Below are 13297 nucleotides of genomic sequence, written 5' to 3'. Positions count from 1 at the left end.
CTTCGCGGGCTTTTTTTGTGAGCTGATTTGCCGGTTCTAAACTTTTCGCAGCGCCACCTTGGAAATGCGGTGGCTGGCGTTTTTTGTCAGGATCAAATCCGCTCTCGGGCGGGTCGGCAGAATATTTTCCCTAAGATTCAGCAAGTTGATCTCAGCCCAGATTTTATTGGCGGTCTCCACCGCTTCTTCATCGGTGATGCGGGAATACTTATGGAAGTAAGAGCCGGGGTCGCGGAAGGCGGTTTCTCTGAGGCGCATGAAGCGGTCGACATACCATTGCCGCAGCAGCTCTTCGTCGGCGTCCATGTAGACAGAAAAGTCGAAGAAGTCGGACACAAACGGCACCGCCCGGCCATCCCTCGGCAATTCGCGTGTTTGCAATACGTTCAAACCCTCAACGATCAAAATGTCTGGCTTGTCGACGGTGACCGTGTGGCCCGGCATGACATCATAATAAAAGTGCGAATAGACCGGCGCGCGGACATTGCGTTTGCCAGCCTTGATGTCGGACAGGAATTTCAGGAGCCGCGGCCGGTCGAAGCTTTCCGGAAAGCCCTTTTTGGACATTAGGCCTTCGGATTCCAAGATCGCATTGGGAAACAGGAAACCGTCCGTTGTGATCAAATCGACTTTCGGGCTGGCCGGCCACCGGGCCAGAAGTTCGCGCAGAACGCGGCTGGTGGTCGATTTTCCGACTGAAACAGATCCTGCAACTCCGATGATGAACGGCGTCTTGCCGTCCCGTGTTCCAAGAAAGTCCTGAGTTGCCTGATGGAGTCCAACAGTGGCTTCTGCATAAAAAGCCAGAAGGCGGGACAGCGGCAAATAAATCGCCTCCACCTGTTCCATGGACACCGGGGCGTTGAGACCCTGAAGCTGGGCAACTTCCTGTTCGGTCAATGTCATGGGCGTGTCCGCCCGCAAGCGTGACCACTGGCGTTCTGTGAACACCCGGTAGGGAGATAAATCCATGTCCAGCGCAGTGGCGACTTTTTGATCCATGGTGACTTTGTCCCTGCTGCAGCGGCCGGTTGGCAATAGCCTATCAGGAATCACTCCTGTTGGCGGGATGCCTTTTCCTCAAGACCGGTTTGTCCCGTGCGCCCTGCAAGCTCTGCCATGACATCATCGAGCGGAACATTTAAGACATTCAGAACTACCAGCAAATGGTAAAGCAGATCTGCGGCTTCCGAGGTCAGTTCCTTCCGGTCTTCCTTGACGGCGGCAATCGCCGCCTCCACTGCTTCTTCTCCCAGTTTCTGAGCGCATTTGGCAACGCCCTTGCCGACGAGCTTGCGCGTATAGGACATCTCGTCCGCGCTCTTCGCACGTGCAGCAATAATGGCGTCGAGGTCTTCCAGTGTGAACTTCGTCATTGGTCTATGTCCTTGCGGAAACTTTTATACGGCATTCAGCCGTCCATCCGCATGGCAATGCCTGCGTCCGTCATATGCTGTTTGGTTTCGTGAATGGTGTATTCGCCGAAGTGGAAGATCGACGCGGCCAGAACAGCTGTTGCATGGCCGTCCCGGATCCCCTCCACCATATGGTCCAGATTGCCGACACCGCCCGAAGCAATCACCGGAACTGGCACAGCATCGGCAATCGCCCGTGTCAGCGCCAGATTGTAGCCGGATTTGGTTCCGTCGCGGTCCATGGAGGTTACCAGAAGTTCCCCGGCGCCGAGCGCAACGACCTTCTTGGCAAATTCAATCGCGTCAATACCGGTCGCGTTCCGCCCGCCATGGGTGAAGATTTCGAATTTTTCCGGTTCGCCGGGGTCGTTGACCTGTTTGGCATCAATGGAAACGACGATGCATTGTGCGCCGAATTTTTCTGCCGCTTCTTTGACGAATTCCGGATTATTGACCGCGGCGGTGTTGATCGACACCTTGTCGGCTCCTGCAATCAGGAGTTTGCGGATGTCTTCCACCGTGCGCACGCCGCCACCAACGGTGACCGGCATGAAACACGCCTCAGCGGTCCGCCGCACAACGTCGTAGATCGTGTCCCGGCCCTCATGGCTGGCCGTGATATCCAGAAAGCAGAGCTCATCGGCTCCAGCCGCATCATAGGCTTTGGCCGCTTCCACCGGATCACCGGCATCGACCAAGTCAACAAAATTGACGCCCTTGACGACTCGGCCGTCTTTGACATCGAGGCAGGGTATGACACGGGCTTTGAGGGTCATGAGGCTTTGCTCCGGCTGGTGCGGATCAGGTCCATCGCTACTGTTGGGTCGAGGCGGCCATCATAAAGCGCGCGGCCGGAAATTGCGCCTTCCAGAATAGCGCACTCGGGTTCCAACAGCTGATGGATATCGTCGATGGAAGCCAGACCGCCGGAAGCGATCACCGGAATGGAGACGGCTTGTGCAAGTTCCAAAGTCGACGGGATGTTGAGGCCTTTCAAGATGCCGTCCCGGTCGATGTCCGTATAGATGATCGCCGAAACGCCTGCATCCTCGAACTGCTTCGCCAAGCTGACAGCCGTTAGCTCAGACGTTTCCGCCCAGCCTTCAACGGCGACATAGCCACCCTTGGCATCGATCCCGACAGCAACCTTGCCCGGAAATTTTTTGCAAGCCTCTTTGACCAGGTCTGGATCCCGGACCGCAACGGTGCCGAGGATTACTCGGCTGATGCCCTTGTCCAGCCATGCTTCGATATGGTCCAGCGTCCGGATCCCGCCGCCGAGTTGAACCGGGTTTTTCGTCGACTTTAAAATGGCATCGACCGCAGCGCCATTGACGCTTTCTCCGGCAAAGGCGCCATTGAGGTCAACCACATGCAGCCACTCAAAACCCTGATCTTCAAAAGCCTTGGCCTGGGCGCCTGGATCGTCGTTGAACACAGTTGCCTGGTCCATGTCGCCGAGTTTCAAACGCACGCATTGGCCGTCTTTCAGATCGATGGCGGGAAACAGGATCATTTTGTCTTAAATTCCTTCCACGATGACGATTTCGCCATCGGCACATGATTGGCGGATTTTGACCGCCTCTTGGTATTCCGGTGAGTTATAACAATCGACGGCATCTTGGAAGCTTGGAAATTCGATTATAACGTTCCGCGCGCGTCCAGGCCCCTCGATCGTGTTGGCATTTCCGCCGCGCGCTAGGAAATTCGCCCCAAAGCGCTCAAAGGCCGGTTTTGCTGTTGCCACATAATCCGGATAGCGATCTGCGTCGCGAACATCGACCCGTGCGACCCAATAACCCTTTGCCATGGTGTTCTCCCCTTTTGTTATGGCGTCCAGTCCAGAAAATTGGCGATCAGCTCTAGGCCAAGCCGCTGGCTTTTTTCCGGGTGGAACTGTGTTCCGATCATATTGTCCTTGGCCACCATCGCGGTGAAGGTGCCGGCGTAGTCGAAGGTCGCCAGCCTGTCCGCGTCATTGGCGCAGGAAAAGTGGTAAGAGTGCACAAAATAGGCGTGCAAACCGTTCGGCCCTGTTTCAATTCCCTTGAACACAGCATGGCTTTCCGGGCGCACGTCAATGGTGTTCCAGCCCATGTGCGGGATTTTTAAGGTCGGATCGGCAGGCTTCATTTCAGTGACATCACCGCTGACCCAATCAAAACCTTCCACGGTTTCAAATTCCAGGCCGCGGCTGGCCATCAGCTGCATGCCGACGCAGATACCAAAAAACGGTTTGCCCTGTTTGTGAACCACCTCTTCCAGGGCTTCGGGCATGCCGTCAACGGCCCAAAGGCCGCGCTTGCAGTCGGCAAAGGCGCCGACGCCGGGCAGGACAATCCGGTCGGCTTTCAAAACACGCTCGGGATCTGCGGTGACGATCACATCGGGAACATGGGCATGAGCGCGGGCCGCGCGCTCGAATGCCTTTTCGGCCGAGCGCAGATTGCCCGAGCCGTAATCGATGATCGCAATTGTCATTGACGGGTCTCCGGACCAAGGGTCAGGCCGACGACCTGCTCGCTGCCGATCCTTGGGACAATCGGTTCAGCGGCGGGCCGGGAGCTCTGCCGGTCACTCTTGAAGGGATTTTGTTCATAGTCCGCACGATTGCGGAAAAAGCGGAGTTCGGCTTCTTCTTTGGCCACACCTTCGGCAACGCCCAGCATGTGCCAGCCCTTGCGCTGCAAGGACCAGCAGCGCAGCGTCTGGGCTTCAAAGCCAAACAGGAAAGCGATTGCAAGGGCTGCGATGCCGGCAGCTGGTCCGCCCAGCGACAGGGCCGTGGCTTCAATAACCAGTGTGATGGCAAGATAACCAAGCAACACCAGCCACATACGATGGACCAGCATCCAGGGAATTGAGAACAGGAAGGCAAGCGCCGAAAACCTGTCCGGCACGAATTGCAGGTCACCGGTGATTTCCGGATCGCCGCCCAGGGTTTCAAATTCGGGCGGAGCCATCACAACATAGCTGGTCATGGGCCGGTCCGTTCCTTGGAATACGGGCGTTAGCCGCCCAGTTGGCCTTTGGTCGTCGGCACGCGGTCAGCCTGACGCGGGTCGATCTCGACCGCTTTGCGCAGGGACCGGGCAACCGCCTTGAAGCAGGTTTCGGCAATATGGTGGCAATTAGACCCATATAGATTGGCGATATGAAGAGTGATCCCGGCATTCATGGCGAATGCCTGGAAAAACTCCTGAAACAGTTCGGTATCAAAGTCGCCGACCTTGTCCCGGTCAAAGGTCACGTCCCAGACCAGAAACGCCCGACCAGACACATCCAGCGCGCAGCGGGTCAGAGCTTCGTCCATGGCAAGGTGCGTGTCGGCATAACGGGTGATCCCGGCCATGCCGCCCAGCGCCTGCGACAAGGCCTGTCCGAGGGCAATACCGGTATCTTCCACCGTATGATGAAAATCGATATGGGTGTCCCCATCTGCGCGCACCTTGATATCGATCAGCGAATGTCGCGCAAGTTGCTCCAGCATATGATCGAAAAATCCGACGCCGGTTTGAACGTCATAAGCGCCCGTTCCGTCCAGATTGATATCGACCGAAATTTTGGTTTCCTTGGTATCGCGCGATACGCTCGCTGTGCGCATGAAAGGCAGTCTCCTCTTGAGCCGTCAAAGCTGACCGGCGGCGCTGTTGTAGCAGGCTGAACCTTTTAAGAAAATAGCCAAGCTTCGACGCCGCGATATTCCTTTGACTGACCAGCTTTTGATCGGATATCGAGCAGCCTATCCGTGAAGACAGCTCACGGGGGCGTTCCGTTTATTCGGTAGTTCCGCCTGGGACTTGGTGATAGGAACGGGCAATTCCGTAGCCAGGAGATAGACATGCCGACCAGCCGCTTTGCCCCGAAATCTGCCCTCGACCGTCTGATGTTGCCGGTGGATGTTCCAACCGTCCGCGAAGCGGAAGATTTGGTCAAGAAAACCGAAGGCACAGTCGGTGTTTACAAGATCGGTATGGAGCTTCAATTTGCAGGCGGGCTGGAGTTCGCACGAGAGCTTGCCGAAAGCGGCCATAAAATTTTTCTGGACGTGAAACTGCACGACATCGACAACACCATTACCAAAGCGGTGCGCAATGTTGCCAAGATGGGCATGACCTTCATGACCGTTCATGCCTATCCAAAAACCATGCGCGCCGCCCTGAAGGGCCTAGCCGAAGAAGGCAATCCAGATCTGTGTATCCTTGGAGTGACCGTCCTGACCTCCATGGATGAGGCCGATCTGGTTGCCGCGGGCTACAAGGGCCCGATTGCAAGTGTCGTCGAAGACAGAGCAAAGGATGCCAAGCTTGCGGGCATGGGCGGCATCGTCTGCGCACCTACGGAATCGAAAAACATGCGCAAGATCCTCGGGGATGACCTGGTGATTGTCACACCAGGGATCCGTCCGGAAGGCAGCGTCGCCGGTGATCAGCGCAGGGTGATGACGCCTTCTGATGCGATCAAGGCCGGCAGTGATTATCTGGTCATTGGCCGTCCAATTACGCAGGCCGATGATCCGAAAGCAGCTGCGGAAGCCGTCGTTCAGGAAATCGAAAGCGCCGTTTGAACGTAGGGGAAAATGTCAGATGTAAAGCTGCCATGTTGTCATGACCGTGCTGACCGGTCATGATTGAGCGTCGACCCGTTTTCGGGGATCACTATGCGCACCATGATTGTCCGGCAGGCAGCTAACCGCTTTGCTCTGTATACTTCCGCAGTTGTGTTTTTGGCAGGAACTTCATCGTTTCTTGCAAGCGATGCCAGCGCGGCCGAAACGATCCGGATAACCAACGGTGAGTGGCAGCCTTTCATGTCGAAACACAGCTATCAGTTCGGCGTAAACTCCCACATCGTTGCCGAAGCTTTCAAGCTGGAAGGAATTGATGTTGAGTGGGGCTTCTTTCCCTGGAAACGCTCATATCAAGTCGCTAAAACCTGTCAGAACTGGCATGCGTCAGCTACGTGGTGGCCTGCACAAGAAACGTTGGAGAGTTTTCTTCTGGGAGATGCGATCAGCGAAACATCTTTTGTGTTTTTTCATCGCAAGGATAGGCCGTTCAGTTGGCAAACCTTCGACGATCTCTATGGTCTCGTGGTTGGGACAACGCTGGAATACGATTACGGCACCGATTTCATGAACCGTATCGAGAACTATGAGCTCAATGTCGAATGGGTAGCGGACGATGAAACGAATTTCAGGAAACTGGCTGCGAACCGAATAGATGTCTTTCCAAATGACTTGACTGTCGGACTGGCCCAAATTCGGGCTTCATTGTCGCCAGACGAAGCCGCTTCAATCACTTATCATCCCAAGGAATTCGAAAAATCGACCCTACACCTGATCGTATCGAAACAATGCGATAAGGCAGAGTATTTTGTCGAGAAATTCAATGCCGGATTTAGGAAGCTGAAAGAAAGCGGCCGCTTCGATGCCATGCAGAAGGATCTGGCGAACGGCGTTTACGACGGCAAAGGTGCTGCGCAGTTGAATTGAATTTCGACTTTGGTTGAAGTGCCGTTAAATCCCTGGGCCTTTAGATCACAAAAAAGCCACCGCAGAAGCGGTGGCTGATTTCTTGCAAGTCAGCCCGCAGCGGCTTGATCACCATTGGTCGCGCCGGACCGCAGCACCATGCCAAAAAGATCGCGCGGATCATCCGGGTCGGCCAGCAGATCGAGTTTTTCGTAATGGCCCATGCTCGGCAAAAGATCATGCACATAGCGCAAGGCCGCGAAATCTTCGATCGCAAACCCAACGCTGTCGAATAGGGTGATCTGATTGTCCGATGTCCGGCCTTCGGCCTTGCTGGCGTAGACTTGCCACAGCTCGGTCACCGGATGGTCCGGATCGAGCTGTTGAAGCTCCCCCTCTTCGCGGGTTTGTTCGGTCAGTTCAACGAAAATATCCGATCGCAACAAGATATCTTTATGAAGTTCCGTCTTGCCCGGACAATCGCCGCCGATCGCGTTGATGTGGACGCCAGAGCCGACCATGTTGTCGGTCAGGATCGTGGCGTACCGTTTATCGGCAGTCACTGTTGTGATGATCTCTGCACCTTCAATGGCGTCTTCCGGTGTTTTGCAGATGGTGACGTTCAACCCGGAGTTTGCCAGGTTGCGTGCAAGGCGTAGGCTTGCAGCCGGTTCGATGTCATAGGCGCGGATTTCGGTAATGCCGAGCATGTCTTTGAACGCCAGGCACTGGAAATCAGATTGGGCGCCATTGCCGATGATGGCCATGGTCTTTGATCCTTTCGGTGCCAAATACTTGGCCGCCAACGCCGAATTCGCTGCTGTCCGCAGGGCAGTCAGAATAGTCATTTCTGTAAATAGAACAGGATACCCGGTCGACATTTCAGACAAGACGCCAAACCCGGTGACAGTCTGCATACCGGTGCGGGTGTTAGCCGGATGCCCATTCACATATTTAAAACCGAAATACTCATCATCACTGGCCGGCATCAACTCGATCACACCCTGCGGTGCATGCGCCGGAATGCGCGGCTTCTTGTCGAAACTCTCCCAGCGGCGGAAATCCTGTTCGATGTAATCCGCGATACCGCGCATGAAGGTTTCCGGACCGATGGCGCGGACATTGGCCATCATGTGGTCGACACTGACAAAGGGCACAAAAGCCAAGTCGGACGGGTTCGGGTTGTGACGGATCTCAGCCATGGTATTCCCTTTAATAGCTACGTGTCGGACGGTCGAAGACGCGGCGGCCAAAGAGGCTGCCGGCGAGATCCACCATCAGGCGTGCGGTCTTGCCGCGTTCATCAAGAAACGGGTTGAGCTCAACCAGGTCGAGCGACGTCACGAGGCCGCTGTCATGTAGCATTTCCATGACAAGATGGGCTTCGCGGAAGGTTGCTCCGCCCGGCACGGTGGTGCCGACCGCGGGTGCGATGTCAGGATCCAGGAAATCGACGTCCAGACTGACATGCAAAAGGCCATTGACGGTGCGCACACGCTCCAGAAACGGCTCAAGAAGGGCGCCAATGCCTTCTTCGTCAATCTGGCGCATGTCCGAGACACCGGCGCCGTGTTTCAAAAGAAACTCCCGCTCTGCGTCATCGATGGAGCGAACCCCCATGATTTCCACCCGCTCGGGCGCGACCGGATACTGTAAAGGTGCGCTTAAAAGCGCATCAAATCCTGGCAGTCCGCAGGCAAAAGCAAGCGGCGTACCATGCAAGTTTCCGCTTCCCGTGCTGTCGAGGGTATGAAAATCGGAATGGGCATCGAGCCAGAGTACAAATAGAGGGCGGCCTTTTTCGGCGGCCGCTTTGGCGTGTCCGGCAACGGTACCTGCAGCCATTGCATGATCGCCGCCCATATAGATCGGAAAACTGTCGCCAGCGCCCAGATCCGCGGCTTTTCTATAAAGCGCTCGGGTCCAGCCGGCATAGGCTTCAAAGTTTTTGACTGTCCCGTTTGGCGGTGTGGCGTCCTCGGCATTCTCAGGCCAGAGATTGCCTGCGTCAGTCACCATGTGGCCGAGCGCTTCCAGCGTATCGGCAAGGCCGGCAGTTCTGTAGGCGTCAGGGCCCATCACGCAACCGCGCCGGCCTGCGCCTTCCTCAATCGGTGCTCCGACCAGTACGATATTCTTTTGCTCCACGATCCGCGTGCCTTTGCGCCAGGTTTTATTGCGGGGACTGTGCGAATTTGGCGCGGCGGAGTAAATCCAGTCACTTGATCAAAAGTGCGGTCAGAATTATCAATTTGATAAGTCATGTTTTCCGGATTGATAAAATGGATGATCTTGATACCCGTCTCATCTCGCTCTTACGCCATGATGGCCGCCGGTCCGTGTCCGATTTGGCAAGCGATCTCAAAGTCTCGCGGGCAACGGTTCGGTCCCGAATGGAGAAGCTCACAGACAACGGAGAGATCTTGGGGTTCACAGCGGTCTTGCGTGATGATTGGCGCGACCTGCCGATCCGCGCGATTACGCTGGTCGAGGTGGATGGTCAGAACACCGATCCGGTGTCCAGGGCGCTGGGCGCCATGACTGAAGTCAGGGCGATCCACTCCACCAACGGCAAGTGGGACTTGATCCTGGAAATTGCGACGCGGGACCTGGCGGCCTTTGACGATGCCCTTCACCGCATCCGGTTGATAGACGGTATTTCAGGGTCGGAAACAAACATACTGTTGAGCACCCGGAAGGGACCAGCCGTCTCTGCAGACCTTTTCAAGGATGTGCTGGGGTAATCTGCCTCGCAAATCGGGTCGCTGCCGCGTTTAGCGCAGAGTATAGTGGCACCAGATTTAGAAACAGACGGTTCTCCAATGACCAAAGCACTCGATCTTTCCCAGTTCACGTCAGATCCGCAGCCGATTTCAGTTGGTGAGGAAGCAGCGGAAAATTATGCGGTCGTCCGGCAAACCTTGAAGCGGATCACCGAGGATTGGCGGGACCAGCCGACGCTGGAGTTGCTGGCCAAGGAAGCTGGATTGCAACCGATCCAGCTGCAGCGGGTTTTTGCACGCTGGGCTGGGCTCACCCCCAAGCAATTCTTGCAGGCGATCACGTTGGATCATGCGAAGGCGTTGTTGCGCGATACCGCTAGCGTGCTTGATGCCTCTTACGAAGTCGGGTTGTCTGGGTCCTCCAGGCTGCATGATCTGTTTGTAACCCATGAAGCCATGACGCCCGGCGATTATAGAAACCGGGGTGCCGGGTTGAAGATTGCCTATGGATTTCATCCCTCCCCGTTCGGTCAGGTCCTGATCATGGCAACAGACAAGGGCTTGGCAGGGTTGGGATTTGCTGATCCGGGCGAAGAAGACAGCGCACTTGCTGATATGTGTGAACGCTGGCCGGCAGCCGCTTTTCACAAGGACCAAGAAGAAACCGCCAAATATGCGGGCCGTGTGTTCGATCCAGAGAGATGGCAGGAAGATCAGCCGCTGAACATCGTTATGATCGGAACCGATTTTGAGATCCGGGTCTGGCAAACGCTTTTAAAGATCCCGATGGGCAAAGCGACCACCTATTCCGATATTGCCGCTTGCCTTGGAAGTCCGAAGGCCTCCCGGGCGGTCGGATCTGCGGTCGGGCGTAATCCAATTTCCTTTGTGGTTCCCTGCCATCGGGTGCTCGCCAAAGGCGGAAAGCTTGGCGGTTATCATTGGGGCCTTACCCGCAAACGTGCCATTCTGGGCTGGGAAACGGGCCTTTCCGGACCGGTTCTGGAATGTGTCTAATGCACCGGGCCATCCGGCATCGGAAAATTGCCGGTGATCTGCCATCCATAGGCAGTCAGACGTTCCGCTGCCATTTGTGTGAGATCGCCGGTGATCAGCAAGTCAACACCGGTTGGCGGAAAGGGGAGCTGGTTGAACCCTTCCTGCAGGCTTGAAAACCTCATTGCCGTCGTTTGCGTCCAAGCAACGATGTCGTAGGGCATGACGATTGCCGCCATGCCGTCGCGCCGGATAGCGACTGAAAGTCCGGCGACGTTTCGAATTTGGCCCAGTCCGGAGATGGTTCTGTTGTAGTTCTCCAGAAGCACCAAGCGGCGCAGCTGGAAATAGGCCAGACTGCGCTCTGCCGCTTTTGCAACGTCTTCGGCGATCAGATCCAAGTTCTGCACACCGGGCATTGCGGCCAGCTGATAGGCGACCGCGGCCTTTTCGGACGCTGTATAGTGTGGGTTGGCTTCGATCTTCAGGATATTGGTTTCAGAGATCCCAGCAGAGCGGAAAGTCTCCGCTGTCCGCTCGCGCAGTTCATTTTCGGTGCTGTCGACGATCACATTCCGAAAATCATCAGCCGTCCGGGTCGCATTGACAAACACCCCTCCGGGGATCAGCGCCGTGATCGCAGTCACGGTCCAGCTGCCTGCCGCGGTCACACTGGCGGTTTCATCGAGCTTGGCCGACAGATGCTTGTCGAAGGTATAAGGGTCCACCCCCAGTTCAACCGCCAGTTCGCGCCGTGCTTTTGCCTGCCCGGTGATAGACTTTGCAATGTCTGTCGCAGACCCACCTTGTCCGGTCACAGCGGCTTCCACCCCCTTGCCGAGCCGGCCGAATACGCGCCCGACGCCTGATACGGTGTTTTTAGCTGTACCGACCGGGTCGCTAATCGTGCTCTCAACAAAATCGACTGGTTTTTGCGCGGATTGTTTCAGGCCTTCGAGAAAGCTCGTGTCTTTTTTCAGGCTTTCCAAAGCGACATAGGCTTTGATTTCCGATAGCCGCAGGTTGAGAAGTCCGGTTCCTTGAACTGTTTCGACACCTTGGCTGGCTTGGAGCTGATAGGCATAGAAGAAGCCGTTGCTGCGAACCGGCGGAAGAATGGCATAGCCGGGGCCAAAGTCTTTGCCGTTAAGGAGCGTAGCTGGAGCCTGTTCTGGCGCCGTTTCATATTGATCAGACAGACTAAGAGCAGGTCCGGTCAAAAAACCTGCAAACATCAAACCTGCAGCGACCCGTTTGAGCGCCGGACCGGACAAAAGCATACTAAAACCTCCACCATATACCGGAGGGTGAGGCTTAGTCCGGTGCCATATTGTTCCGGGCAAGGGCCTCACCGGCAAGATAAAGCGAGCCGCAAATCAGTATCCGCGGGGCTTCGCCATCGTCTGCGGCACAAGCTGCCACATCGGCTATGGCTGCGTCTAGGGAGGGAAACGGCGTGGCTTCAAGGCCAGCACAGCGTGCCAGGTCCGCCAATTCTTCGGGAGAACGGGCCGTGTTGGTGGTCGCAATCGGCACCGTACCTACATGGCGGACCAGCCCATCGAACGGACGGAAAAACCCGGTAGGATCTTTTGTCGTGAGCATTCCGGCAATCAGATACAGCGGCCGGGGAGCTCGTTCTTCCTGTTCGCCCATAAACTGGGCAATAGAAATACCAGCACCAGGATTGTGCCCGCCGTCGAGCCAGACCTCCGATCCTTCTGGGCACATATCGACGAGTGGGCCGTGCGTGAGCGGCTGCAGTCTGCCAGGCCAATTGACGGATTTGAGCCCAGTGCTGATGACATCTTCGTCTGGCAACAATCCGGTAGCTTTGAGTGCGGCCATCGCCAGGGCGGCATTGGCGAATTGGTGGCTGCCGCCGAGAACCGGCTGCGGCAAATCCAGCAATCCGTCTTCGTCTTGAAAGGTCATCCGGCCTTGGTCCAGCTGGGAAACAAAATCCTGGCCAAAGACGTCGACGCGGGTTTTGTTTCGCGCAGCCTGGCGTTCGATCACCTTGAGTACGTCCGGATCCTGTTCAGCGGAAACCACCGGAACACCTGGTTTGATGATGCCTGCTTTTTCGGCCGCGATCACGGTGAGGTCGTCACCGAGGAATTTCTCATGATCCATGGAGACAGGCGTGATCACCGACACCAACGGCTCATTGATGACATTGGTGGCGTCTAAGCGTCCGCCCAGACCAACTTCCAGAAGAACGACATCGGCCGGATGTTCGGCAAAGAGCAACAATGCTGCTGCCGTTGTAATCTCAAAAAAGGTGATTTCTTCGCCGCCGTTGGCTTCTTCGCAGCGTTGCAAGGCATCAAAGAGCACTAGATCAGAAACGTATTTTCCGTCTGTTCCCAGGCGGATCCGCTCGTTGAAGGAGACCAGATGAGGTGACGTATAGACGTGACAGCGTTTTCCGGAGGCTTCCAGGATGGCGCGCAACGTCGCCGTCACCGAGCCTTTACCGTTGGTCCCGGCGATATGAATGACCGGCGGCAGCCGTTTCTCTGGCGAGCCGAGCGCGTCCAGCAAGCGGTGCATACGTCCCAGGGAGAGATCAATCTCTTTGGGATGCAGCGCTAGCAGCCGGTCGAGTATTCTTGTGATTTGATCCAAGGGGCCCTCCGCAGGGTCCTGTACTTCGTGCTTTGGCTATTTGCCATCTGCAGGACATA

The 13297-nt window shown here is 56.1% G+C and carries 16 protein-coding genes; 4 read left to right on the top strand and 12 right to left on the bottom strand.

Annotated features, from left to right (window positions below; all coding sequences use genetic code 11):
• Positions 1 to 36: 36 nt before the first annotated feature.
• From coaA to hisB, 8 genes are read right to left on the bottom strand one after another with little or no spacing between them, the layout of a single operon-like run.
• The gene (coaA, locus tag ACOOFE_RS26570; RefSeq protein WP_141184228.1) at positions 37 to 1002 is read right to left on the bottom strand and encodes a type I pantothenate kinase; all 966 of its coding nucleotides are present in this window, start codon (positions 1000 to 1002) and stop codon (positions 37 to 39) included.
• A gap of 50 nt (positions 1003 to 1052) precedes the next feature.
• Entirely contained in the window at positions 1053 to 1376 is a 324-nt protein-coding gene (locus ACOOFE_RS26565; protein WP_420412799.1) for a phosphoribosyl-ATP diphosphatase, read from the bottom strand.
• Positions 1377 to 1411: 35 nt separating this feature from the next.
• Positions 1412 to 2191 (bottom strand): imidazole glycerol phosphate synthase subunit HisF, encoded by a 780-nt coding sequence (gene hisF / locus ACOOFE_RS26560; protein ID WP_420412798.1) that lies wholly within the window; start codon positions 2189 to 2191, stop codon positions 1412 to 1414.
• On the bottom strand, positions 2188 to 2931 hold the full coding sequence (hisA, locus tag ACOOFE_RS26555) for a 1-(5-phosphoribosyl)-5-[(5-phosphoribosylamino)methylideneamino]imidazole-4-carboxamide isomerase (protein WP_420412797.1): 744 nt from the start codon (positions 2929 to 2931) through the stop codon (positions 2188 to 2190). The genes hisF and hisA overlap by 4 nt, the downstream gene beginning before the upstream one ends.
• 6 nt (positions 2932 to 2937) lie before the next feature.
• Positions 2938 to 3225 carry a DUF1330 domain-containing protein gene (locus tag ACOOFE_RS26550; protein ID WP_141184224.1) on the bottom strand — a complete coding sequence of 96 codons (288 nt, stop codon included), beginning with the start codon at positions 3223 to 3225 and terminating at the stop codon, positions 2938 to 2940.
• A 17-nt stretch (positions 3226 to 3242) separates the two neighbouring features.
• Positions 3243 to 3896, bottom strand: coding sequence for an imidazole glycerol phosphate synthase subunit HisH (hisH, locus tag ACOOFE_RS26545; RefSeq protein WP_420412796.1), 654 nt, complete (start codon positions 3894 to 3896; stop codon positions 3243 to 3245).
• Positions 3893 to 4396, bottom strand: a complete 504-nt coding sequence (locus ACOOFE_RS26540) for a DUF2628 domain-containing protein (protein ID WP_420412795.1) — start codon at positions 4394 to 4396, stop codon at positions 3893 to 3895. Before ACOOFE_RS26540 ends, hisH begins: the two co-directional genes overlap by 4 nt.
• 29 nt (positions 4397 to 4425) lie before the next feature.
• Positions 4426 to 5019: an imidazoleglycerol-phosphate dehydratase HisB gene (hisB, locus tag ACOOFE_RS26535; RefSeq protein ID WP_420412794.1), complete on the bottom strand. Its 594-nt coding sequence runs from the start codon at positions 5017 to 5019 to the stop codon at positions 4426 to 4428.
• Between the two features lie 237 nt (positions 5020 to 5256).
• Between hisB and pyrF the strand changes: the two genes are divergently transcribed.
• Together pyrF and ACOOFE_RS26525 are read left to right on the top strand one after the other, a co-directional pair.
• Entirely contained in the window at positions 5257 to 5982 is a 726-nt protein-coding gene (gene pyrF, locus ACOOFE_RS26530) for an orotidine-5'-phosphate decarboxylase (protein ID WP_420412793.1), read from the top strand.
• Positions 5983 to 6075: 93 nt separating this feature from the next.
• Positions 6076 to 6909 carry a substrate-binding periplasmic protein gene (locus tag ACOOFE_RS26525; RefSeq protein ID WP_420412792.1) on the top strand — a complete coding sequence of 278 codons (834 nt, stop codon included), beginning with the start codon at positions 6076 to 6078 and terminating at the stop codon, positions 6907 to 6909.
• A gap of 89 nt (positions 6910 to 6998) precedes the next feature.
• Here ACOOFE_RS26525 and ACOOFE_RS26520 read toward each other — a convergent pair whose 3' ends face one another.
• A complete protein-coding gene (locus ACOOFE_RS26520; protein WP_420412791.1) occupies positions 6999 to 8090 on the bottom strand; it encodes an ornithine cyclodeaminase in 1092 nt (363 codons plus the stop codon).
• 10 nt (positions 8091 to 8100) lie between these two features.
• On the bottom strand, positions 8101 to 8967 hold the full coding sequence (rocF, locus tag ACOOFE_RS26515; RefSeq protein ID WP_420415643.1) for an arginase: 867 nt from the start codon (positions 8965 to 8967) through the stop codon (positions 8101 to 8103).
• A gap of 203 nt (positions 8968 to 9170) precedes the next feature.
• Between rocF and ACOOFE_RS26510 the strand changes: the two genes are divergently transcribed.
• Both ACOOFE_RS26510 and ACOOFE_RS26505 read left to right on the top strand, forming a co-directional pair.
• Positions 9171 to 9632, top strand: coding sequence for an Lrp/AsnC family transcriptional regulator (locus tag ACOOFE_RS26510; protein ID WP_141184216.1), 462 nt, complete (start codon positions 9171 to 9173; stop codon positions 9630 to 9632).
• Positions 9633 to 9710: 78 nt separating this feature from the next.
• Positions 9711 to 10628: a methylated-DNA--[protein]-cysteine S-methyltransferase gene (locus ACOOFE_RS26505; RefSeq protein ID WP_420412790.1), complete on the top strand. Its 918-nt coding sequence runs from the start codon at positions 9711 to 9713 to the stop codon at positions 10626 to 10628.
• Here the strand turns inward: ACOOFE_RS26505 and ACOOFE_RS26500 are convergent.
• Complete coding sequence (locus tag ACOOFE_RS26500) at positions 10625 to 11887, bottom strand: hypothetical protein (protein ID WP_420412789.1); 1263 nt, start codon at positions 11885 to 11887, stop codon at positions 10625 to 10627. The two genes, ACOOFE_RS26505 and ACOOFE_RS26500, sit on opposite strands and share 4 nt — an antisense overlap.
• Before the next feature lie 34 nt (positions 11888 to 11921).
• Positions 11922 to 13238, bottom strand: a complete 1317-nt coding sequence (locus tag ACOOFE_RS26495; protein WP_420412788.1) for a bifunctional folylpolyglutamate synthase/dihydrofolate synthase — start codon at positions 13236 to 13238, stop codon at positions 11922 to 11924.
• Positions 13239 to 13297 lie beyond the last annotated feature (59 nt).

The organism is Roseibium sp., from assembly GCF_965216085.1.
Classification (GTDB): Bacteria; Pseudomonadota; Alphaproteobacteria; order Rhizobiales; family Stappiaceae; genus Roseibium.
Note: the sequence above shows the minus strand (reverse complement) of the source record. Positions and strands in the feature narration are given on the sequence as shown.